The following is a 20,465-nucleotide window of genomic DNA, read 5'->3' as shown; positions in this document are numbered from 1 at the left end:
CAGTTCGGCACCAATATGCTTGGCCACTACACACTCTCGGCGCTGCTCATGCCCGCTCTCGAACTTGCCGCGACTGAATCGCCTGACCGGCCACGCATCGTGACGATTGCTTCCATCGCGCACAAGCAGGGGGAGTTCGCGAACCTGTTCAGGATCGGTGTCCAGGCTTACCCCGAGATGGACGGCAAGATAGGGATCTGCGTCAATCCGGCAAGCGCCCGGAATGGAGATGCAGCAGTTTCCAGCCGCCCTCGCGTTTGACCCAGATTTCAGTTATGAGCGCGCGAATGTTGAGCTCAGATCCATCGGTCCTGCGCACCAGGGATTGCTCGAGATGGCCCGTCGTGATCACGGTGTCTGGCAGGAACCTATATGCGAGCGGTTGCGGACGCACGATTTGATGCACCTTGATCTTCTCGGTAAGGAAGGACAGATACTCCGACTTGCCATGAACGTAGCCAGCTGAATGGACGAACGTCAGATCGTCGTCGAGTAGCGACGCGAGTTTGAGCAGGTCTCCAGCCACCGTGGCGTCGCAGCGCTGTTGTTCCAACGCCTCGACGGCGGCCTGAACGGACGCATCTTTCATCGTAAATCCCCCAAAAATACTGCATGGATATCTCTTGTCAGAGACGGTGCCGGCCGCGTCGTGGCTCGATTCGGCTCAACGCAACAGTTCGCCGCGCAGTTCATCTGTCTTCGAAGGCAACCCGGCCCGAGACTTTCCCGTCGGCAACCCATAGCTCGCAAGCAGCGCGACCGTGCATGCGGCGATGACATACCAGGCTGGCGCTGCCAAGGAGCCGGTCATGCGAATCAGCATGGTCGCCAGCAAGGGCGCAAAGCCGCTGAATACGACAACGGCCAGGTTGTAAGCCAGCGCGATTCCGCTGAATCTGACCTGGACAGGGAATTGGTCGGCGAGCACCGACGCCCATGTCCCGCTTGCCAGTGAAAAAACCACGCCGGCAAGCACAAACAGCACTACCGGATTGACGGTATGTCTCGCCAGCGCTTCATAGAACGGGTAGCTCAATGCGATCAGCAGCGCCGCTGACGCTCGAAGCAGGTACCGGCGTGGAATCTTGTCCCCGAGCCAGCCTGCGGCGAGGAGGCCGAGGGAACTGACGATCAGATAAGCGTTCTGGGCAATTGCCGCGGTCCGTGGTGCATAGTGCAGCTGCTGGACGAGGTAGGCGGGCATGTGGCCATAAAGTATGCCGTTGACGCCGGCCATCACGGCGATCGCCAGTGCCCCCGTCGCGACCGCTTTGCCATGACGTCGCAAGGTCTCGCGAAACGGCTGTTTCACGACAGCTCCTTGCATCCTCTTGAACTCGGGCGACTCGTCCAGATTACGGCGCATCAGGTAGGAAGCGATCCCGCAAACGCCGCCGAAAAGAAACGCGATCCTCCAGCCATACGCCGCCGCGTCCGTGGCGGACAGGTAGGTCTGGATGCCGAGGTTGACGAATGTGGCCAGCAAAACACCCAGGTTCACCGCGCAGATAATAATGCCCGCGGCGAGCCCCGCCCGATGCGGCGCGGCTTCCACTGCATAGGTAATCGCGCCGGGCATTTCTCCGCCGACGCAAAAACCCTGAAGCATGCGCAGCAGGATCAACAGGATCGATGCGGTCATGCCCCAGCTCTGAAAGTTGGGCAGCAGACCAAGACAGATCGTCGCGGTCGTGACCACAATGATTGAGCCGAGAAACACTGGACGCCGGCCATACCGGTCGCCCCAGCTACTGAGCACAATTCCGCCGAGCGGTCGGATCACGTACCCGATTGCGAGCACGGAGAAAGTAGCCAGCATGCTGACCAGCGACGACGAGTTCGGGAAAAACTGGGCCGCGATGTTATGGGCAAAAAAGCCGTAGACGATGAAGTCGTAAAACTCCAGCGAGCCGCCAAGGCTTGCGATGAGAATCATCTTCCACTGCGACGGGGACAAGCCGGATGGCTGTGAACGGTCGGCGCCGCCGACCGGGTTGTGGGATATTCCCATGACTCCTCCAATTTGATTATCGGATTCTTTGTCCGATGGTCTATGTGCGTCGACCGCGAGACATCTCGCGTGACAACGGGGGGTGCGGGCTCACATGGCCACAGCACCTTCGGTTTGCAAGCGGGGTACGGCGTGGTGCAGAAGGTTTTGCAAGGATTCACCGTCCTGCGCGACGCCGTACACATACCGGTCGGGGCGTACAAGCACCGCTGGAGCGTTGATCGACTCCAACCACTCGCGAACAGCCGCTCCATCGCTGGCCACAATCCCGACGCCCGCTTGCGCAGCGCTATTGGCGACGTCGGGGCATTCACGGAGCAATTCCGGTCGCGCAAGCAGCGCAAACCGATAGCCGACCACGTCGTCCACGAGTTGTCCGTCCAGCAGGCGGGGTTGCGGTGCAATATGCCCGGCCACGCCCGATGGTTCATCGATCCATGCGCCCGGGCCAAGCCTGGGTTGTGGGGTCACAAAATTGCGAATCGCTGCGCTCATTTCTTCATCACGGACTTCGGCCAGGTCTGACCTCGTCGTTTGAATGACTGAGCCGAGTTGTACCGCCGTTTCGATAAATAAGCGCACGTGCGGCGAGCGTTCGGATTCGTAGCTGTCGAGGAGGGTATCGGGCGCTTCGCCATGAATGACGGCACCAAGCTTCCACGCGAGATTCGACGCGTCGCGAATGCCGGCTCCCATCCCCTGGCCCATAAAGGGTGGCGTCTGATGTGCGGCATCGCCTGCAAGCAGCAGTCGGCCACGGCGCCAACCGTTCGCCACGACCGAGTGAAATGTATATATGGCAGAACGTTCGAGGCGCGCATCGGCCGGAGAAATCCAGCGAGCGAGTTTGTCCCACAGCCATTCGGGGGACGTGAGTTGCGTCACGTCATCACCGGGCATCACCATGATTTCCCAGCGGCGCCGATTTCCGGGACCACGCGTGTAAGTGGTCGGGCGCGCCGGGTCGCAGTATTGGACCGAGTAGTCGCCAAGATCGGGCCGCGGTGCGTCGAGCAATACGTCGACCACAACCCAGCGTTCATGCGATTTCAGATCGGTCAATTCGGTGCCCATGAAGCGTCGCGCAATCGAGCGCGCACCGTCGCAGCCGACTACATATCTCGCGGTGGTACGTCCAAGTTTGCCGCAGCACGTATCCTCGAAGCGCAACTGGACGCCATCGCTCGCCTCGTCAAGCGCGAACACTTCGTGGCGCAACCGGACGTCAACGCTCGATTGCTGCGCAAGACGCTCGCGTAACGCATTCTCGAGATCGGGCTGATGGAACTTGTAACTCGCGCTCCACCCCTGTGGTCCGATACAGGTTGGCCGTTGCCAGTCGATCAGCAACCTGCCTTCCCCGTTCACGAATTTCATGCCGGGACCCACGAACAGCTTGGGTAGCAGCTTGTCGGTTAAACCGAGGGTTTGGAACACTCGCATGCATTCACCGTCGAAATGCACCGCGCGAGGAAGCGCGAAAATCTCCTTGTCTCTCTCCAGCACCAGCACCCGCAAGCCTTCGATTGCCAGCAGGTTCGCGAGCGTCGCCCCGGTGGGCCCGAGACCGATAACGGCCACGTCGTAGTCGCACGCGTGCGTCGAAATAGTTTTCTCTAACATGTCTTGTTCCGCCAGATAGACGCCGAGCGCACACGAACGCGCCCGGCTACGACTTTTACGCTTCGTCGGCGATTGGATTGGACAGAACGCCGATCCGATCAACCTCCACTTCCGCCACGTCGCCGGCCTTCATGAACAGCGGCGGATTGCGCTTCGCGCCGACGCCGCCAGGCGTGCCGGTCACGATCACGTCTCCCGGCGAGAGCGGGGTGAACGTCGACAGGTAGGCAATCTGTTTGGCAATGCCGTGAATCAGCATCTGCGTCGTCGCGCGTTGCACTTCCTGTCCATTCAGGCGGGTGACGAGCGTCATCACCGCGTTGGGTTCGATCTCGTCGCTCGTCACCATCCACGGTCCGAACGCGCCGGTGCGATAGAAATTTTTGCCCGGGCCCCACTGGCCCGTATGAAGCTGCCAGTCGCGCACGGAACCGTCGTTGTAGCAGGCGTAGCCAGCGATGTGATTCCACGCGTCGGCCTCGGCGATGCGTCGTCCACCGCGCCCGATGATGACGGCAATCTCACCCTCATAGTCGAACTTCTGCGACTCAGGCGGACGCAGCATCGGCTGGCCATGGCCCACCTGGGAAGCCGGCACCCGCATGAAGATGACCGGATGCTCGGTGGTTTCGCGGTTGGTTTCCTTGACGTGGTCTGCGTAGTTGAGTCCCACGCAAAAGATTTGTTCAGGGTTCGGGATCACAGGCAGCAGCGTGACTTCCGACAGCGGGTAGTCGCCCTGCGCGCCATCGGCGGCCTGCGCGGCCTCGCGGAATGCGTCGGCGGCAATCAGTGCCTTCAGATCGGCATAACGGCCGCCGAGACGTTTGCCAAGGTCGAACACGGTTTCATCGCGAACGATGCCGAACGATGAGCCAAGGTGGGTGGAGAAGCTGGCGAGTTTCATTGATGCTCCGGGTAGATAAAAAGTAGGTAGGATCAACGCCATGATTCGTAAAAAACCCGTGCATTTATCTTATGGTGAGAATATACTAAATTTATCTAATGTCACAACGTGTTTTTTCTTATGGTTTATCACTACTTGGAGACGGGCATGGACGGTATGAAGAAAGCGAGGGCAGGGCTGTCGCTCAGTCACATGGGCTTCTATGTGAGCGACATGGCGCGCGTGGAGGACTTTTATACGCGGGTGATGGAATTCACCGTGACGGATCGGGGTTCGCTGCAGACGCCGCACGGCGCTGTGCAGTTGGTATTCTTGAGCCGCGATCCCGCGGTGCATCACCAGATCGTGCTCGCGAGCGGCCGCCCCGAGCACTTGGCGTTCAATCCGATCAACCAGATTTCGTTCACAGCCGACAGCCTTGCCACGTTGAGGCGGTTTCATCGGCAGTTCATTGCGGAAGGCCTGCAGGAAATCAACCCCGTCACCCACGGCAATTCGGTTTCGATCTATGCGCGCGATCCCGAGGGCAATCGCCTCGAGCTCTACATCGACACGCCGTGGTACGTCGACCAGCCGATGCGGGTGCCGGTGGACTTCGGCTTGCCCGATGCTGAACTGATGGCGGCTGTCGAACGCCACGCAAGAACGCTATCGGGATTCAGGCCGCGAAGTGTCTGGCAAACCGAAATGGCCGAGCGCATGGGGCTTGCATAAGCGTGGCGCTGCGTGGCTCGCGTGCGACTGTTTCCGCGCGGTGGTCGTTGAAGGCGTCAATGGCGATCTTGCCAGTGGATATAATTCCGTTCACACACGAGGAGGCGCAGCGCAATAGATGTCGAGCATTACGAGACTTTTATCCATACTCGAGCTGTTTTCGGAGGCGAAGCCGTTCCTGTCCGTCGAAGACGTTGCCGCCGAACTCGATTGCTCAACTCCAACGGCTTATCGCTATGTACGCGAGCTCCTGGATGCTGGCTTGCTCATCCGGTTTGCAGGAGGAGACTATGGTCTCGGCCCTCGCATCATCAAGCTTGACTACCACCTGCGCATGTCGGATCCGCTGCTTGCGGTCGGGCAGCCGATCATGCGTGAGTTGAGCGAACACTCCGGCTTCGATGTGGTGATGTCGCGCTGGTACGGTAACGAACTCGTGGACACGCATCGTGAGACTCACGGCGCGGCGCTTGACCTCCGGTACGGCCGGGGCCGTCCTCGCCCCCTGTTTCTCGGCGCCGCTCCAAAAGCGATCCTGTCTACCTTTCCGAAGGCCAAGCTCGCGGTCCTGTTCGATCAGTATGCTGACGAGATCGCGCAAAGCGGCCTTGGGGCGACACTCGACGAGTTTCGCGCGTCGCTGCTCAAAATCCGGCGTGCCGGTTTTTATCTGTCGAGGGGCGAACTGGAAAGCAGCGTTTCTGCACTGGCGTCGCCGCTATTTACGGACGACTCCAGTGAAGCAGTCGGTTCGCTTGCGGTGATCGTGCCGACCCAGCGACTCGAATTTGCCAATCTGGACCGTCTTGTCGAATCGATCCGGGAGGCAGCGGCGCGAATCTCGCAGCGTACGCGTGCGTTGGTTGAAAGTCGGAGGACCGGAGCCATCACGTCGTCGCACACCGTTGCGCGAGGCAAGCGGTCCGCATGATGGCCGTCACGTGAACGTCATTCGATCGCGCTCGCGCACTTGAACCTCGGTGGGTTCGGGGGAAGCGGCACTTCCGACAAACGAACTGGTAGCACGAACGCGTAGACCGACGTCGTCAGGAGAGGGCCGTCTTGAAGCCGCAAAAAGGCGGTTGGTCACTTGCGACCCTGCGGGATGCGGCTCTGAAGTGTCGACAGACAAGACGTGCAATCCGGAGCGCCGTCGGAGCGAAAACGCGATCTCCGCCTTCGATTCAAATTTCATTATCCAATCGCCTGGCCGCTTCACAAAACAATCCCAAATGAGAAGACCTTTCTTGCCGCCCCGCGTACTGAAAAGCCTGCTCGGCTTCAACGACGGCCCGTGGCGGTGGTCGGCCGGCGTCGGAGGGGGCGTCGCCATGGGCGTGCCTCTGAGCGCGTTCATGCTGGCCGGCCACCCGTCACTCGGGCTCATCACTTCTCTCGGCGCCTTCACGGCTCTCTACGGCTCGACGCTGCGCCTGGGCGACCGGCTCCAGGCCTTGCCGTTCGTCGCGGCGGGTTTCGTGGCTGCCTCCACGCTGGGCGTACTGTGCGCGACGAATGCGTGGCTGACCATCGCCTGCCTCGTCGCCGTGGCTGCGCTCGCCAGCATCATTCTGCTCGGTGTCGGAATGGGCCCGCCCGGGCCGATGCAGTTCGTGCTGGTCGCCGGTGTCAGCGGTCATCTGGCCGCTTCCGCGCGTTTCAGCGGTTCGCCCCTTGGCGTCTTTATGATCCCCTCTCTGGTCGCGGTCGGCGCGCTCAGTGCGTACTTGCTCGTGATCGCACCCCTCGCGCTGCCGCTTGTGCACCAGCGCAAGGGCGAAGCGTCCAGCTTGCGCATGCGGTTTCCTCCCAGCTTGCTCGACGGGGAAAAGGCCACGATCGCCGCGAGGGTGATCGTTGCGGTCGCCAGCGCCGGCTTGCTGAGCCTGTCTTTTGGGGAGCACCGTGCCTACTGGACGGTTATGGTCGCGGGTGCGGTGCTGCAGGGCAGCCACGTCTCGCGCTCAAGTGCCATTCGGGCCGTGCATCGCGTTGTGGGCACGGTCTTGGGCGCGGCTGTCTTTGGCTTGATCCAGCTCGTCGACCCGAAAGGCCTCTGGCTCGTCGGGGTCCTCGCGCTGCTCCAGTTCGCGATCGAAGTCGTGGCCGCGCGGCACTACGCCCTGGCCCTGACCTTCATTACCCCAACCGCGTTGACCATCTCAGCGGTGGGCGGGACGAGCGCTCCCCTCGCCCTCGTCGGCGAGCGGATCGTGGACACGTTCCTTGGGGCGGTCATCGCCATGGTAGTTCTCTTGGGCAGCGAATGCGTCAGGGGACGACGCGCACGATAAGCAGGTGGAGGATTCTGGGCTTGTCGCGAAGGGCATTGGGTCTTGCTGATTACTTTCCGATCATGTTCAGCGCCGTGTCCCGCACCGCGCGCTTGAACCTGGTCTGATCTTCAGGAAGTGACGAGAAAGCCCGCAGCATATGGTGGTAAGCCACGGTATTGCTGATGGCGTTCATCAGCATGGAAAACATGACCTCGGGGTGGTGCGGTTTCAATTCCTTCGCCCTCGATGCATCTTCGAGCAAAGGCACGAACACGTCGTGATAGGGGCGCACCAGACGCCCGATGAGTATGTTGAAGCGCTCGCCTTCTTCGGTCGCGGCAGTCGAAAAAAACATACCAAGGTCGGGTTCGTCGAAAACCTGATCGATGAAAAGAACCACTGCGTGTTCGACACGCTCACGCGCACCTAGCGTGGCCGAGCGCAACCTGGCTGTGGCGTCGATCATTGGCGCAGCCTGATCCGCGATCTGCTCTACCACCGCAACCCATAGCGCTTGTTTCGACCCGAAATGATGCGCGATCAGCGCCGGGTCGACACCCGCGTCGCGCGCGATTTCCCGCACGCTGGTAGCGTCGAATCCACGCTTTGCGAAGGTGCGCCGGGCATGTCGCAGGAGGACGTCGGCACCGACGGAAGCGCTGTACGCGGGTCGTCCGCGGGTACGCTTTTTCTCGATCAGCCTGGCAGGTCCTGACGTTACGTCGTTCATTTGGGTGTGAGTTGTGGATCGTCAATTCAGCCGAAGTTTAACTGACGGCGCGTGAGAGGCTGAGGAGGGCCACGGTTTGACGGAGCTCGTGCTTTAGGCTACGATGTGATTTATTCATCACGCGTTGAATTGATTATGTCACAACCAAAACGGATTGTCATCGTTGGCGGCGGGATTGCGGGAATTTTGCTGGCTACCCGACTCGGCGACCTGTTAGGGCGTAGCGGCCGGGCCAGCGTCACGCTGATCGACAGCAGCCCGACGCACATATGGAAGCCGATGCTGCACACTATTGCAGCCGGCACGCGCGATGTTCAGCAGCAGCAGGTGATCTACCTCGCCCATGCCCGCGATCACGGCTTCACCTATCAGCCCGGCGCAATGCACGGGCTCGATCGAAGCCGGCGGCTGGTCCAGCTCGACGAGCTCAGGACGCCGGAAGGTGAAGTAGTGCTCGGTCCGCGAACAGTCGGATACGACGTGCTTGTGCTGTCGCTGGGTAGCCGGGCGAACGATTTCGGCGTGCCGGGCGTGAAAGAGCACTGCCATTTCATCGACAGTCAAAAACAGGCCGAAGCGTTCAACGCCGCGTTGCGAGCGCGCGTATTTCGAAGCGTCGCGAAGGACGAACCACTGCGTGTGGCGATCGTCGGCGCGGGTGCAACGGGTGTTGAGCTGTCCGCTGAACTGAGCCGCTTGCTTGACGTTGCGTCGAGTTACGGAGACCCGACTGTGCGAGAGCGGCTGAGTCTGACGCTGCTCGAAAGCGGCCCGCGCGTGCTCGGGGCGTTTGCGCCGGAGATATCGGCATCGAGTCAGTCGCAGCTCGAGCATATCGGTTTTCGCGTGCTGACTTCGGCGCGTGTTACCGCGGCAGAGGCGAATGGTTTTCGCCACGGCGACGGCACGCTTGCCGAGGCCGATCTGATGGTCTGGGCAGCGGGCGTCAAGGCGCCGGATTTCATGAACAATCTCGACGGACTCGAAACGAACCGGTCCAACCAGATCGTCGTCGGAGCGAGTCTGCAGTCTTCGCGTGACGATCACGTGTTCGCGCTTGGCGATTGCGCAAGCCTGACACTTGCCGGTCACGAACGGCAACTTGCACCGACCGCGCAGGTCGCCACGCAGCAGGCCGAGCATCTCGCGCGTCACCTTCCGGGGTGGCTTGCAGGCAAGCCACTTGCCGATTTCCGTTTCCGCGATTTCGGTTCGCTCGTCTCGCTGAGCGACTACAACGCGTTCGGCACGCTTGGGCGCTTCGGACTCTTTCGTGGCGGTTTCGTGCGCGGACGTTTCGCTCAACTGAGTCACGCCATGCTCTACCGGCGCCATCAGCAGGCTCTCCATGGCTTTCGAAAGGCGACGCTGCTGTGGACAGCGGAACAGATCAACGGTCTCGTCCAACCGAAGATCCGCCTGACCTGAAAGTGGCGCCGAACCCTTTGCAGACCCTGTCGGTTTCCTGGTGCGACTCGTGCAGCGGTCGCTGTGATTACCAGCCCTGACGGGTGTTCATCGCGAAGGGGCCGGGGACGTGCGTGTTGAGCGGTCATCCGATTGAGGCGGGCGACGCCGTGTACTCTCCCAGAGCAGGCGATCCGCCGCCGCGAAACGCAGGCGCAATGATGGTCGCGGCTTCCGTTAATGTCCAACTGTGACCTTGCGCGCGTTTATATTCTCGGGGACGCGGTTTCGAATCGACATGCCAGAAGCAAGCGAGGCATCGGGGACGAAACAACGAGCCATGTGGAAATTAATAGGTATTCCTATATGTGCGACATTGCCTATCACGAAGCGACATCGCTATATGCGGCGTTTTGCCGATGAGAAGCTGACGCGCACAAGGATCGAACCAATTGTTGCGGCGAGGGGGACAGTGTTTTACGGCCAGCAAGGACACCGATGCATGGACCAAGGCGCTACTATTGCCCGTGCTCTGTACAACGATGCAAAGCACAGGGCCACTCGAATCCGACACGCTGTGATAAGGCAGAGGCGCGGTGTGCAGCACAGCACCTCTGGTGCGCATGCGTGGGTTTTAAAGACGCGACCTCATTTGACGTCACTACTGGAGAGATAGTTGAAAATCGAACAAATCCGCAAAGATGCTTTTGCGATGCCCGTCCACAATCCTTCCTACCCCCGCCCGCCGTTTCGCTTCCTTGATCGCGAGTACTTCATCATTTCGTACGAGACCGACATGGACGCTTTGCGCGCCGTGGTGCCGGAACCACTGACAGTCGCAAGCCCCCTCGTGCATTACGAATTCATTCGCATGCCAGACTCGTCGGGATTCGGCGATTACACGGAAAGCGGCCAGGTTATCTCGGTAAGAGATGATGCCGGCGCGCCAGGCAGCTACACACACGCGATGTATCTCGACGACGAAGGCCCGATTGCCGGTGGTCGTGAGATTTGGGGCTTCCCCAAGAAGCTGGCGAGTCCGAAATTGCGTGTTGACGGCAACGACACGCTGCTTGGAACGCTCGACTATGGCACCCAGCGCATTGCCACGGGCACGATGGGCTACAAGTACGAGCCACTTGACCTCGAGGTCGAGCGCAAGAAGCTGGCGGACACGCCGAACTATCTACTGAAAGTCATTCCGCACGTCGACGGTTCAGCCCGCATCTGCGAGCTCGTGCGCTACTTCCTGCGGGATGTCACGGTGCTCGGCGCGTGGGGCGGTCCGGCCGCGCTTGAGCTGCACCCCCATGCCTTGGCTCCGGTGGCGGATTTGCCGGTGCGCAAAATCGTCGGCGCGCGGCACGTTATCGCCAATCTCACGCTCGACATCGGGGAGGTGGCTTTCGATTACCTCGCCGAGGCGCCGGCACTCAAGCTTGCCGCGAATCAGTAAGCACCCTCTGACATATTAAGGAAAAGGCATGTCCGTAAAAGACAAGGTCGCGCTCGTGACGGGCGCTGCAAGTGGTATCGGTGAACAGTGCGCACGCAAGCTCGCGGCGCTCGGCGCGTCGGTGGTAATCGCGGACCTGAACCTCAAGGCTGCTGAGAGCGTGGCCGAGAGCATCCGCAAGGAGGGTGGCAAAGCGCTGCCTGTATCAATGGACGTGACGAGCGAAGAAGCGGTCAACGCCGGCATCCAGCAGGCTGTCGACAGGCTTGGCAGCATCGATGTGCTGGTCTCGAACGCGGGCATCCAGATTGTCAACCCGATTGAAGATTATGCTTTCTCCGACTGGAAAAAAATGCTCGCAATCCATCTGGACGGCGCGTTCCTCACGACCAAAGCTGCGGTCAGGCACATGTACGCTGCGGGCAACGGTGGATCGATTATCTATATGGGCTCGGTCCACTCGCACGAAGCGTCGAAGCTGAAGGCTGCCTACGTGACGGCCAAGCATGGACTGCTCGGTCTCGCACGCGTGGTAGCCAAGGAAGGTGGTTCGCGCGGTGTACGGGCCAATGTCGTGTGTCCGGGGTTCGTGCGCACGCCGCTTGTCGACAGGCAGATTCCGGAGCAGGCGATAGCGTTGGGCATTTCGGAAGCAGACGTCGTCAAGAACGTGATGTTGAAGGAAACGGTCGACGGCGAATTCACGACGGTGGAAGACGTCGCCAACACCGTGGCATTCCTCGCCGGCTTCGAATCGTCCGCATTGACGGGCCAGTCCATTATCGTCAGCCACGGCTGGTCGATGCACTAAGGAGCCGCCCAGTGCGTCAAGATCAAGAAACATCAGGCACACCTCGCAAGACTTTCAAGCTTCCGGCCTATGACGAGGTCGCTCTCGTGCTACAGGGTGGCGGCGCGCTGGGCTCCTATCAGGCCGGCGTCTACGAAGGCCTCGAGGAAGCTGGCATTCATCCGGACTGGATTTCCGGCATCTCCATCGGCGCGCTTAACACAGCCATCATCGCGGGCAACGCTCCGGGCAAGCGTACCGAGGCATTGCATGGATTCTGGAACACCATCTGCCAGCCGGCGGACATGCTTGGGAACCTTGGCGCGTGGCTACCCCGCGCCGCGGGCATGCACGACCTGTCGCGCAAGTGGTCGAGCTGCTGGGCGGCAGGCCGCGCACTCACCGAAGGGCAGCGAGGCTTTTTCTCGCCGCGCCTTCCGGTGCCCATCCCAGGGATGGGCAAGCGCTCGCCAGAAGAAGTGAGCTTTTACGATACCACCGCGCTTCGGGCGACCCTTCTGCAATTCGCCGATTTCGACAGAATCAACGACGGCGATATTCGCGTCTCCGTCGGCGCGGTCAACGTGCGCACGGGTAACCTGGTCTACTTCGACAACACCCAGATGCGCCTTTCGCCAGAGCACTTCATGGCCTCGGGTGCGCTCCCTCCGGGCTTTCCTGCCGTCGAGATTGATGGCGAATATTACTGGGACGGCGGTCTGGTGTCGAACACGCCATTGACCGAGGTTGTAAGCGACCCGCAGCACAAGGACACCCTGGTCTTCCAGGTTGACCTGTGGAGTTCGAGCGGCGGCCTCCCGGGCGACATGCTGGATGTGTCCGAGCGCGCCAAGGACATCCAGTATTCCAGCCGGACCCGCGCTATCACCGCGATGCTCGGGTCGAACCAGCGTCATGCACAGCTCATCAAGGAGCTACTGAAGCATGTGCCGCCGGGCCTGGAGAAGCAGCATCCGCTCATCCGGGAGGCACGGGAAGTTGCCGATGGCAGTACGGTCAATGTTGTGCACCTCATATACAAGAACAAGGCGTATGAGGGGCACTATAAGGATTACGAATTCAGCATCGACACGATGAGCGAGCACTGGCAGACGGGCCTGGACGACATTCGCGCGTCGTTTGAGCATCCGGACTGGTTTGCGATACCGAATCACGATTCGGGATTCGTGACGCACGACGTGCATCGTCCCGGGGGCGCGCCTCACGCGGCGCGACTGGAGGGCGCTACCAAGCCAGCGCATTACTCGCGCAGGCGCCATAAAGCGGGCGTCGCGCAAGCACATCTCGAAGTGGCAGCGCCGAAGTCCGCCCCACCTGGGGAAACGACGAAGGAAGCTGTGCAGGATGCGACCGGCCGCTAGCCATCGTGGGGCCGGCCGGGTTCAGGTTGGCCGGTCCCTTTCCACGCTAGCCAAAGGGGCGCTGCCGCAGGTGAGTTCGGCTGCGCGTCCAGTAGCGCAAGCGACTACCGAAGCCAAGCAGAAGCGCGGAGAGTCGGAACAGATGATTTCCCGCGCGAGCCAGCAGGCCGTCAGCAAGGTGGCGGCGCATTGCTGACGGTGGCGGCATTGAGCAACCCGACGGCAGCTTCCTGCATCTGCGAACTCACACTCCCGACCCTGAAAAGACCTTCAACTTTCTCGTTAGCAGAGTGTCGCTGGACGCCCTTGGTGGAATTCATCGATCAAGCTCGGCGAGTCTTCCGCAAGACGATCATCGAATGACCAAGCTACTCGCTGACGAGAAACTTTCCGCAAGCCGGGCTCGAGCCGATGCGCTCATCCGGCACCCCCTGACCGGCCACCGGCTATCCAGTCCAGTCGCGCGTGCAAAGGTCCGACTCAAGCAAGCCGACGGGGTAGGCCGTACTGGATTCGAACCAGTGACCAACGGATTAAAAGTCCGCTGCTCTACCAGCTGAGCTAACGGCCCGTCTCGCCCGATGTCCACCGCGACCAGGGCACTTCTTGCCTGTTGGGCCTAGCCGATATCGATCGTGCGGCTAGTGAATCGCGCCGGCTCCGTTTTTGGCACAGTCAACGTGAGCACCCCATTGTCAAACTTTGCCAGGGCGTGATCGGGGTCGGCGTTTTCCGGCATCGGGATTGTGCGCATGAAGCTTCCATAGGCGCGCTCGAGCCGGTAGCAGCCGTCTTCCTCGCTGCGCACGTCCTGTTTCTTTTCGCCGCGCAACACGATCGCCCCGTCCTCGACGCTCACACTCAGGTCTTCGCGCTCCATCCCGGGCAGCTCGGCGGTCACGCGCAACACCTGCCCTTCGTCGACCACGTCGATGCGCGGCTGGAAGCGCGATGAACTGAAGTCGCCAAACCATCGTTCGAGGGCGCCGCGACCTGCAAACGGGTCATGGAAGAACTCTTCCAAAGCACGCCACGGTTCCCGTGTGAACAATCGCGGAATGTCAGGCCACGAGTCACGCCACTGTTCGCTCGCCGGGGGGCTTTCCGAGGTGTCCGCATCGGACTTGCGAGCCGCCCCGCGTAGGAACTTGAAGGGATTCCACTTTTTCGGGTCGGTGTTCATCGTATCCTCCTCTACAGTCTGGCCGAAGAACCGGATTCCTGTCATTGCGCTGAAGTCGCGACTCTGCCCTCGACATTCCGGACTGCATCTGCGGAACGCCGTCACGGCCGCCTCGCGATCCGCGGCGCGTCCTGAGCTCACGTACCGGCACCGCGCCGTATGCTGAGCGTGCGTCCGCGCCAGCATTCATGTATGACGTCCGCATCCAGGCCTCCGCAGTCAGTAGGTGGCGGCCAGACGACCGCCACCGGTTTTCTCCCTGTCGTTGCTGCCCACCTGCCGACTTCAGTCCGTCCGCACCTCGATCCGGCGCGGCCGGGCTTCGTCGCGGCGCGGTATCGTCAGTTTCAGCACGCCGTCCTTCAGGTTCGCATCGATTTTCGTTGCGTCGAAGTCAGCCCCAAGAGCGAACGCCCGCGCGAAATGCGGCTGGCGGATCTCCGCATGTTGCAGGCGCAGCCCCGCCGGCGTGGGCACCACCGCCTCGGCCTCGATGTACAGGTTGCCATCGTGTACCTTCACATCAAGGCGGTCCTTTGTAACGCCGGGCAGATCGGCCCACAGGGTGATGCCCTGGCTGTCCTCGAAGATGTCCACGGGCGGCGTTAGCGTGATCGGGCGTTGCGACTGCTCGTCTTCGCGACGGGCCAGCGCCGTTTCATCTTTGCTGGCAAGTTCTGTGGTGTCGTTCATGATGTCCTCCTCAGTTCTGCGACCGGTTTCATTGAACAGTGATGGCCCGCGGCTTCGACGTCTCCCGCTTGCCGATGCTCACGGTCAGGCAACCATTGGTGTACTGCGCCGTGACCTTGTCAGGGTCCGCATGCTGCGGCAGTTCAATGACGCGCCGGAAGGAGCCGACGAACCGCTCCTGCGCATAAGTACGCAGGTCGTCGCCGGCCGCTTCCGGCTGTCCCGTCTGGCGCTCGCCGCTGATGGTCAGCAGCCCTTTGTCGATGGATACGTCGAGATGCGCCGGATCGATACCGGGCGCGAACGCAACGATCTCGATAGAGTCGTCGGTCGAACCGATGTTGACCTGCGGGAAGGCGCCCAGGCGCCCCGAGCGGATGCTGGACGGGAAACCGCCGAAGAGACTCGCCATCTGCCGTTGCAGACGGTCGAACTCGCTGAAAAGGTCGGTCCCGAAGTAGAGATCACTCATGATCGTTTCCTCCTTGGATGCAGCAGGAAAACGAACCGGCATACGCGCTCCAGTCCGTCTGCCATGCTGCGGCAAACAAATCGAAACACGCAGCGCGCCGGAATGCCGGCGCGACTGCCTGAGCGATATTCAAGATAGGACTGAAAACAGAAATTTCAAGTGGGCCATGGCGACTTTTTGTTCTTGAATTTGGATTGCCGCACCCCTACGTTCACGACACCCTGCAACACCATGCGAGGACACCATGGAATTCGAATACGATTGGCTCACTCTTGGGCGTCACCGTATCCGGTTGCGCTCAACAAAGGGGTTCCCGACTGAGACGATGCGCACGGCGGTCGAAGTCATCCGGCTGGCGATCGACAGCAACATGAGCGCCCGGGCGCGGCTGGTTGAAGTGGTGTTCCGGCAGGAGTCCGCTTACGAGATTGCTGTCGGCACCACGTTCGCCGATGACCGGCTATGCGCGCCCCAGCTGGAAGCGGCGATCGCGACGGTGCTGGGCCTGCAGCCCGCGCAGATCACTATTTTCGTGACCGTGGTCACCCAGGAAGAGGTCGATCTGCACTTTGGTGTCTACGAAAGGATGCTGGCTGAAAAGCTCGGCGTGGTGCCGCTGATCCAGTGACGTAGCGGCAGGCAAGGAGCGGGGGATCGGCAAGGGCGAACTGCGCGCCTGCCGGTGCGGACGGCGGCGGCGCCTTTGCTGCAATGCAATGAGGAGTATCCGACCGGATTCGGCCGCCCTCGTTGCGGAGCATCCTGCAGCCGGATGCGGGAGGGTCTCGAAGAGCGTGTCATATCCCTGATAGCGCATTCGAACGCAGATTGTTCGCCGCCTGGATTCGATCAATCGGCTTCCGGAACGGCGCGACACAACTGATAAGACGCCCGCATGCGTCAAATTTATGGCGATTGTCGACGATGTAGCCTACGTCGTCGAGGGTTCCCTTGTGGCCGGTCAGCCTCGCCGACTTCGTCCAGGATGTTCAGCGCGCGATCAACGAGGGGCTCGACGACGCGCCGCACTTTATCAATATCGTGATCGGCGCCAATGCGTTCCAGGGCGCGTTGCCCTCCACGCCCCGGCTGTTGCAGACGATGATCGATCATCTGCCCCGCAACGCCGTCTTCAACGTCAGCGCTATCGGCGCGGCGCAGTTGCCTGCCGCGATGAACTCGCTGTTGCTGGGAGGGGACGTGCGCGTCGGACTCGAAGACAACCTCTACTAACAGACAAGGTCAGTTGGCCACCAATGTTCACCTGGTCGAGCGGCTTGTTCGCCTGGTCCGCGAGATGGGTTACGAGCCGGCCACGCCGGCTGAAGCACGGAAGATCATTGGGCTGCGGCCGTTGCGCGAAACAATCCACGCTGCCTGCCAGGAGGGCTAACCGATGACAACGCGAGCCGTCAACGTCGCCGTCGTCGGCACTGATGTCATTGGCGCGGGTTGGGGGCACACTTCCTGGCTCATGGTTTCGCCGTCACGGCGACCGATCCCAGCCAGGGGGCCGCGTCGCGCCTGCGCAACTGGATCGACGATAGTTGGCCTGTAGTGGAGAGGCGCGGGCTTGCAGACGGCGCCTCGCGGGACAAGTTGACGTTCACGCCTGACGTGGGCTCCGCGGTAGCCGGGAGGAACGATGCTTGCTGCTCCCGCGGCGGATCAACCGAAGGAGCGTGATAGGGCCGAAGGGCACAAACCGGGCGAGAAGGTTCAGACGCGTGGCATCTACAAGGTGGTGAGAGAAGGCGACGCCGGTTCCGGCTTCGAAGTGACATGCGTCGAAGGCGGGCATTTTCCACCCGCAGCGGCAACGGTGCGCACTACGAGTTGGTTCACGGCGCGGCGCAGGGAAGGAGACGTACTATGAGAAATCGGCCTGGAACACAGTCAATACTTCCCGCTCTGGTGATTTTGCTCGCCGGCTGTGTCGCTGGCGGCATGCCGTATACCGGGCCGCACCTCACTCCGACGGAGTGCCGCGACCTGGCGGCGCTCAAGACAAACGCGCCCCCTACGATGGCGCAGCACCAAAGCGAACTCGCTGCCTTGAGGAAAGCGGGCTACGACCCGTCACCGTGGTCTGATGATCCGTATTACCCGGATGATCTACAAGCGGCACAGCGCCTGGTCGACTATTGGTTCCAAACGGAGTGCCAGCACCTTCAACCCGGCTGAGATAGAGAGATCGAGGACTGACCCGGATGTCACTGCGCGGCCAGAAGCGGCCGATCGATCAAGTGCGGTAATGGCCATTCGGGTGTCGGCTCCAGTCAGCTTTGCGCCGTCTGGTTCGAATCCCCGGGGCTTTCCTGGTAGGAAAGTATGCGTCGGCGATCTGATTCAACACGTTGCCTTCTCGACATCGTTGCTCGACCGGTTTGTCAGGATGGCGCTCGTAATAATGTGAAAGAGATGATCCCCGCGTGGCGCGAATCCGGGTTGGCCGTCGAGCCAGCCGAGCGCCGACATCAGGGCGAACAGGTCGACCCCATCCATATCGGCGCGCGCCGTTCCCTCGGCCTGAGCACGGCGCAGTAGTCGCGCGCCCGCTGAACGCAGCGCTGTGCTCGAAGCGTGAAGCGCGGAGTCAGGGTCCGCGTGCGCGGTCGCGAACAAGGCGCAAATGCCGCTATAGCTACGAACGAATGCAACCCCTTCGCGAAACCAGGACACCAGCGCTTCGTCAGGCGGATTCGACGTTTCTAGTTTGGCTGCCTGCTGTATCAGTTCGTCCACGTTCATACGCAGCAACGCTTCGAACAAGGCTTCTCGTGTCGGGAAATGGCGAAACAGTGTGGCCAACCCGACGTCGGCCCGGCGGGCGATATCTCGCATGGACGCATCGGCGCCATGCTCGGTGACGACGTCACGCGCGACCGCAAGTAGATGGCTGTAATTTTTTCTGGCGTCGGCTCGCATAAATCGCCTTGACAATCGGATCGGTGATCCGTATAAAATGAAGCTGTATCTGGATCAGTGATCCACAAGATACAGCACATCCGTGCAAATGGGAACCGAGACGCTGTCCGACACCACGAAAGGAGATGTCATGGGAAAGCTTGAGGGTAAGGTTGCAGTCATCACGGGGGGATCGAGCGGCATGGCGCTGGCGAGCGCCAAGCGGTTCGTCGAAGAAGGCGCCTATGTTTTCATCACGGGCCGGAGGCAGGAGGTGCTCGACGAAGCCGTCAAGCAGATTGGCCGGAACGTGACCGGCGTGCGCAGCGACGCGGCCAATCTCGACGACCTCGACCGCCTGTTCGATACAGTCAGGCGTGAAAAGGGCAAGATCGACATCCTGTTCGCGAGCGCTGGCATGGGCGAAGCCGTTCCACTGGGCGAGATTACCGAGCAGGACTTCGATGCGACCTTCGGCCTGAATACGCGCGGCACGCTGTTTACGGTTCAGAAGGCGTTGCCGTTGTTCAACGATGGCGGATCGATCTTCATGACCGGGTCGGTTGCTTCGGTGAAAGGTTTTCCTGGTTACGGCGTGTATGCGGCGAGCAAGGCGGCGTTGCGCTCATTCGCACGCACTTGGCTCAACGAACTGAAGGGCAGGAATATCCGGGTGAACGTGCTGAGCCCGGGGCCGATCGCCACACCGATGCAGGACCAGGTTCTCACCGAGGAGGCGAAGCGGATGTTCGAATCCCTGATCCCGCGGGGAAAGATGGGTCGTCCTGAGGAAATTGCGACGGTCGCGCTGTTTCTTGCTTCAGATGATTCGAGCTTCGTGAATGGGGTGGAATTGTCTGTCGACGGCGGCTTCTCGGCTATCTGAAATCGCGCCGAAAAGCTGGATTGGTTTCGGTGATTGTCCAGCGGGTATTGTCACGTCTGCTCGCGCTGTCGTCGCTGCAAACGGCGTTGAAGGCGCTCGGCTCCGCGTGTCTGCTGTGGCTCGCGTGGCGCATCGCGCGCAGCGGGCCGCCTAACGCGGGCAACGCTCCCGCGCGCCCGGTTGCCAATAATCACCATGGATCCGTGGTTGATCAAAACGTCACCTGAATGGAGAGTTCACATGAGCTATTCGATTATTGGTTTTGGCGCGGTAGGCCAGGCACTCGCTCGAGCGTTTGCAAGAAAGAACATCGACGTAACGGTCGCCAGCCGGCGCCCTCCCGAGACGTTGATGCAGCAGGCACGAGCGATCGGCCCTACCGTCGTCCCCAGGACGCTGCAGGATGCAATCGCGTCCGACACGATCTTCCTGGCGGTTCCTTTCTGGGAGCACCGCGAGGTCGCGAAGCAGATCAAGAGTTGGAAGGGCAAGACGGTCATCGACGCGACAAATGCTTACGGCGTTCCCGTCGAAGAGCTACAAGGTCTGCCGTCCTCCGCAGTTGTCGCTAAGGCGTTTCCCGGGTCCAGGTTCGTCAAGGGTTTTAACCATCTGCCCGCCGCCGTTCTGGCCGCTGATCCGAGTGTGAATGGCGGCAGCCGCGTCGTGTTTTTGTCGAGCGATGACGAAAGTGCGGTGGCACCGGTCGCGGCTCTGGCTGAACAACTCGGTTTCGCGCCGATTGCGCTAGGACCGCTCAAGGATGGCGGTTCGCTCGTCCAGGCCAGGGGGAATACCTGGGCTCAACTGATCTTCAAGGATCTCGTCAAGTTCAAATAGCGGCGCGTCACGGCAAAGTCACGTCCGCCCAGCATTTCCGAGCGAGTCCAGCTACCGAACTCGAGCCTTCGGTAGGCGCGCCGGTGCATCCCTTGAGGGAATGGCACTTACTTAAGCCTACATGGAGGAGAAGACGCGGGTAAGTGCTTGAAGAGAAAGGGAGGGGGCTGATCCAGGGATTGATACGA

At 61.0% G+C, this 20,465-nt stretch carries 23 protein-coding genes, 1 tRNA gene and 1 pseudogene; 14 read left to right on the top strand and 11 right to left on the bottom strand.

Annotated elements, in window-relative coordinates; translation table 11 throughout:
* Nucleotides 1-202 precede the first annotated feature (202 nt).
* From HWY30_RS36680 to HWY30_RS36665, 4 genes are all read right to left on the bottom strand, one after another.
* The gene (locus HWY30_RS36680) at nucleotides 203-589 is read right to left on the bottom strand and encodes a nuclear transport factor 2 family protein (RefSeq protein ID WP_090809640.1); all 387 of its coding nucleotides are present in this window, start codon (nucleotides 587-589) and stop codon (nucleotides 203-205) included.
* 75 nt (nucleotides 590-664) lie between these two features.
* On the bottom strand, nucleotides 665-2,011 hold the full coding sequence (locus HWY30_RS36675; RefSeq protein ID WP_090809642.1) for an MFS transporter: 1,347 nt from the start codon (nucleotides 2,009-2,011) through the stop codon (nucleotides 665-667).
* Between the two features lie 90 nt (nucleotides 2,012-2,101).
* Complete coding sequence (mhpA, locus tag HWY30_RS36670) at nucleotides 2,102-3,634, bottom strand: bifunctional 3-(3-hydroxy-phenyl)propionate/3-hydroxycinnamic acid hydroxylase MhpA (RefSeq protein ID WP_090809643.1); 1,533 nt, start codon at nucleotides 3,632-3,634, stop codon at nucleotides 2,102-2,104.
* A 55-nt stretch (nucleotides 3,635-3,689) separates the two neighbouring features.
* Nucleotides 3,690-4,541 (bottom strand): fumarylacetoacetate hydrolase family protein, encoded by an 852-nt coding sequence (locus tag HWY30_RS36665; RefSeq protein ID WP_090809645.1) that lies wholly within the window; start codon nucleotides 4,539-4,541, stop codon nucleotides 3,690-3,692.
* A 147-nt stretch (nucleotides 4,542-4,688) separates the two neighbouring features.
* On the opposite strand from HWY30_RS36665, the gene HWY30_RS36660 reads away from it, so the two are divergent.
* From HWY30_RS36660 to HWY30_RS36650, 3 genes are all read left to right on the top strand, one after another.
* Complete coding sequence (locus HWY30_RS36660; protein ID WP_090809646.1) at nucleotides 4,689-5,255, top strand: VOC family protein; 567 nt, start codon at nucleotides 4,689-4,691, stop codon at nucleotides 5,253-5,255.
* Nucleotides 5,256-5,373: 118 nt separating this feature from the next.
* The gene (locus HWY30_RS36655) at nucleotides 5,374-6,186 is read left to right on the top strand and encodes an IclR family transcriptional regulator (protein ID WP_090809648.1); all 813 of its coding nucleotides are present in this window, start codon (nucleotides 5,374-5,376) and stop codon (nucleotides 6,184-6,186) included.
* A 187-nt stretch (nucleotides 6,187-6,373) separates the two neighbouring features.
* Nucleotides 6,374-7,549 carry an FUSC family protein gene (locus tag HWY30_RS36650; protein ID WP_143037280.1) on the top strand — a complete coding sequence of 392 codons (1,176 nt, stop codon included), beginning with the start codon at nucleotides 6,374-6,376 and terminating at the stop codon, nucleotides 7,547-7,549.
* Nucleotides 7,550-7,598: 49 nt separating this feature from the next.
* Here HWY30_RS36650 and HWY30_RS36645 read toward each other — a convergent pair whose 3' ends face one another.
* Nucleotides 7,599-8,261, bottom strand: coding sequence for a TetR/AcrR family transcriptional regulator (locus HWY30_RS36645; protein WP_090809652.1), 663 nt, complete (start codon nucleotides 8,259-8,261; stop codon nucleotides 7,599-7,601).
* 135 nt (nucleotides 8,262-8,396) lie between these two features.
* On the opposite strand from HWY30_RS36645, the gene HWY30_RS36640 reads away from it, so the two are divergent.
* The 5 genes from HWY30_RS36640 (at nucleotide 8,397) to HWY30_RS36620 (ending at nucleotide 13,296) form a co-directional block, all read left to right on the top strand.
* On the top strand, nucleotides 8,397-9,689 hold the full coding sequence (locus HWY30_RS36640; RefSeq protein WP_090809654.1) for an NAD(P)/FAD-dependent oxidoreductase: 1,293 nt from the start codon (nucleotides 8,397-8,399) through the stop codon (nucleotides 9,687-9,689).
* 83 nt (nucleotides 9,690-9,772) lie between these two features.
* Nucleotides 9,773-9,922, top strand: a complete 150-nt coding sequence (locus tag HWY30_RS43190; RefSeq protein WP_090809656.1) for a DUF3331 domain-containing protein — start codon at nucleotides 9,773-9,775, stop codon at nucleotides 9,920-9,922.
* A 422-nt stretch (nucleotides 9,923-10,344) separates the two neighbouring features.
* Complete coding sequence (locus HWY30_RS36630; RefSeq protein WP_090809658.1) at nucleotides 10,345-11,124, top strand: acetoacetate decarboxylase; 780 nt, start codon at nucleotides 10,345-10,347, stop codon at nucleotides 11,122-11,124.
* A 28-nt stretch (nucleotides 11,125-11,152) separates the two neighbouring features.
* Nucleotides 11,153-11,935 (top strand): 3-hydroxybutyrate dehydrogenase, encoded by a 783-nt coding sequence (locus HWY30_RS36625; RefSeq protein ID WP_090809660.1) that lies wholly within the window; start codon nucleotides 11,153-11,155, stop codon nucleotides 11,933-11,935.
* Nucleotides 11,936-11,946: 11 nt separating this feature from the next.
* The gene (locus HWY30_RS36620) at nucleotides 11,947-13,296 is read left to right on the top strand and encodes a DUF3734 domain-containing protein (protein ID WP_090809663.1); all 1,350 of its coding nucleotides are present in this window, start codon (nucleotides 11,947-11,949) and stop codon (nucleotides 13,294-13,296) included.
* Between the two features lie 170 nt (nucleotides 13,297-13,466).
* Here the strand turns inward: HWY30_RS36620 and HWY30_RS41205 are convergent, their stop codons facing one another.
* The 5 genes from HWY30_RS41205 to HWY30_RS36600 form a co-directional block, all read right to left on the bottom strand.
* Complete coding sequence (locus HWY30_RS41205) at nucleotides 13,467-13,616, bottom strand: hypothetical protein (RefSeq protein WP_167368762.1); 150 nt, start codon at nucleotides 13,614-13,616, stop codon at nucleotides 13,467-13,469.
* 178 nt (nucleotides 13,617-13,794) lie between these two features.
* A tRNA-Lys gene (locus tag HWY30_RS36615) sits at nucleotides 13,795-13,867 on the bottom strand.
* A 48-nt stretch (nucleotides 13,868-13,915) separates the two neighbouring features.
* Nucleotides 13,916-14,479: an Hsp20/alpha crystallin family protein gene (locus tag HWY30_RS36610; protein ID WP_090809665.1), complete on the bottom strand. Its 564-nt coding sequence runs from the start codon at nucleotides 14,477-14,479 to the stop codon at nucleotides 13,916-13,918.
* A gap of 285 nt (nucleotides 14,480-14,764) precedes the next feature.
* A complete protein-coding gene (locus tag HWY30_RS36605) occupies nucleotides 14,765-15,172 on the bottom strand; it encodes an Hsp20/alpha crystallin family protein (protein WP_090809667.1) in 408 nt (135 codons plus the stop codon).
* Nucleotides 15,173-15,200: 28 nt separating this feature from the next.
* On the bottom strand, nucleotides 15,201-15,644 hold the full coding sequence (locus HWY30_RS36600; protein ID WP_090810499.1) for an Hsp20/alpha crystallin family protein: 444 nt from the start codon (nucleotides 15,642-15,644) through the stop codon (nucleotides 15,201-15,203).
* A 244-nt stretch (nucleotides 15,645-15,888) separates the two neighbouring features.
* On the opposite strand from HWY30_RS36600, the gene HWY30_RS36595 reads away from it, so the two are divergent.
* The 3 genes and pseudogenes from HWY30_RS36595 to HWY30_RS36585 all read left to right on the top strand — a co-directional run bounded on the left by HWY30_RS36595 (nucleotide 15,889) and on the right by HWY30_RS36585 (nucleotide 17,828).
* A complete protein-coding gene (locus tag HWY30_RS36595) occupies nucleotides 15,889-16,272 on the top strand; it encodes a hypothetical protein (RefSeq protein WP_090809669.1) in 384 nt (127 codons plus the stop codon).
* A gap of 320 nt (nucleotides 16,273-16,592) precedes the next feature.
* Nucleotides 16,593-17,037 (top strand): annotated as a pseudogene (locus HWY30_RS36590) (3-keto-5-aminohexanoate cleavage protein); the annotation flags it as partial.
* A 479-nt stretch (nucleotides 17,038-17,516) separates the two neighbouring features.
* Nucleotides 17,517-17,828 (top strand): DUF4148 domain-containing protein, encoded by a 312-nt coding sequence (locus HWY30_RS36585; protein WP_090810501.1) that lies wholly within the window; start codon nucleotides 17,517-17,519, stop codon nucleotides 17,826-17,828.
* Nucleotides 17,829-17,993: 165 nt separating this feature from the next.
* Here the strand turns inward: HWY30_RS36585 and HWY30_RS36580 are convergent, their stop codons facing one another.
* Entirely contained in the window at nucleotides 17,994-18,572 is a 579-nt protein-coding gene (locus tag HWY30_RS36580; RefSeq protein ID WP_090809671.1) for a TetR/AcrR family transcriptional regulator, read from the bottom strand.
* Between the two features lie 130 nt (nucleotides 18,573-18,702).
* Between HWY30_RS36580 and HWY30_RS36575 the strand changes: the two genes are divergently transcribed.
* From HWY30_RS36575 to HWY30_RS36565, 3 genes are read left to right on the top strand one after another with little or no spacing between them, the layout of a single operon-like run.
* Nucleotides 18,703-19,437 (top strand): SDR family NAD(P)-dependent oxidoreductase, encoded by a 735-nt coding sequence (locus tag HWY30_RS36575; RefSeq protein WP_090810503.1) that lies wholly within the window; start codon nucleotides 18,703-18,705, stop codon nucleotides 19,435-19,437.
* 29 nt (nucleotides 19,438-19,466) lie between these two features.
* The gene (locus tag HWY30_RS43185; RefSeq protein ID WP_425199428.1) at nucleotides 19,467-19,664 is read left to right on the top strand and encodes a hypothetical protein; all 198 of its coding nucleotides are present in this window, start codon (nucleotides 19,467-19,469) and stop codon (nucleotides 19,662-19,664) included.
* Nucleotides 19,665-19,677: 13 nt separating this feature from the next.
* Nucleotides 19,678-20,277 (top strand): NADPH-dependent F420 reductase, encoded by a 600-nt coding sequence (locus tag HWY30_RS36565; protein WP_090809673.1) that lies wholly within the window; start codon nucleotides 19,678-19,680, stop codon nucleotides 20,275-20,277.
* The last annotated feature ends 188 nt before the right edge of the window (nucleotides 20,278-20,465 follow it).

Source organism: Paraburkholderia tuberum STM678 (assembly GCF_902833905.1).
GTDB lineage: Bacteria > Pseudomonadota > Gammaproteobacteria > Burkholderiales > Burkholderiaceae > Paraburkholderia > Paraburkholderia tuberum.
The sequence above is the reverse complement of the archived record's forward strand: the minus strand, read 5'-3'. Positions and strand labels throughout refer to the sequence as shown.

Bases quoted from the DNA above. Each gene is read 5' to 3' on its own strand.
- HWY30_RS36680 (WP_090809640.1), bottom strand. From the start codon at position 589: ATGAAAGATGCGTCCGTTCAGGCCGCCGTCGAGGCGTTGGAACAACAG.
- HWY30_RS36675 (WP_090809642.1), bottom strand. From the start codon at position 2,011: ATGGGAATATCCCACAACCCGGTCGGCGGCGCCGACCGTTCACAGCCA.
- mhpA (WP_090809643.1), bottom strand. From the start codon at position 3,634: ATGTTAGAGAAAACTATTTCGACGCACGCGTGCGACTACGACGTGGCC.
- HWY30_RS36665 (WP_090809645.1), bottom strand. From the start codon at position 4,541: ATGAAACTCGCCAGCTTCTCCACCCACCTTGGCTCATCGTTCGGCATC.
- HWY30_RS36660 (WP_090809646.1), top strand. From the start codon at position 4,689: ATGGACGGTATGAAGAAAGCGAGGGCAGGGCTGTCGCTCAGTCACATG.
- HWY30_RS36655 (WP_090809648.1), top strand. From the start codon at position 5,374: ATGTCGAGCATTACGAGACTTTTATCCATACTCGAGCTGTTTTCGGAG.
- HWY30_RS36645 (WP_090809652.1), bottom strand. From the start codon at position 8,261: ATGAACGACGTAACGTCAGGACCTGCCAGGCTGATCGAGAAAAAGCGT.
- HWY30_RS36640 (WP_090809654.1), top strand. From the start codon at position 8,397: ATGTCACAACCAAAACGGATTGTCATCGTTGGCGGCGGGATTGCGGGA.
- HWY30_RS36625 (WP_090809660.1), top strand. From the start codon at position 11,153: ATGTCCGTAAAAGACAAGGTCGCGCTCGTGACGGGCGCTGCAAGTGGT.
- HWY30_RS41205 (WP_167368762.1), bottom strand. From the start codon at position 13,616: ATGAATTCCACCAAGGGCGTCCAGCGACACTCTGCTAACGAGAAAGTT.
- HWY30_RS36610 (WP_090809665.1), bottom strand. From the start codon at position 14,479: ATGAACACCGACCCGAAAAAGTGGAATCCCTTCAAGTTCCTACGCGGG.
- HWY30_RS36605 (WP_090809667.1), bottom strand. From the start codon at position 15,172: ATGAACGACACCACAGAACTTGCCAGCAAAGATGAAACGGCGCTGGCC.
- HWY30_RS36600 (WP_090810499.1), bottom strand. From the start codon at position 15,644: ATGAGTGATCTCTACTTCGGGACCGACCTTTTCAGCGAGTTCGACCGT.
- HWY30_RS36595 (WP_090809669.1), top strand. From the start codon at position 15,889: ATGGAATTCGAATACGATTGGCTCACTCTTGGGCGTCACCGTATCCGG.
- HWY30_RS36585 (WP_090810501.1), top strand. From the start codon at position 17,517: ATGAGAAATCGGCCTGGAACACAGTCAATACTTCCCGCTCTGGTGATT.
- HWY30_RS36580 (WP_090809671.1), bottom strand. From the start codon at position 18,572: ATGCGAGCCGACGCCAGAAAAAATTACAGCCATCTACTTGCGGTCGCG.
- HWY30_RS36575 (WP_090810503.1), top strand. From the start codon at position 18,703: ATGGGAAAGCTTGAGGGTAAGGTTGCAGTCATCACGGGGGGATCGAGC.
- HWY30_RS36565 (WP_090809673.1), top strand. From the start codon at position 19,678: ATGAGCTATTCGATTATTGGTTTTGGCGCGGTAGGCCAGGCACTCGCT.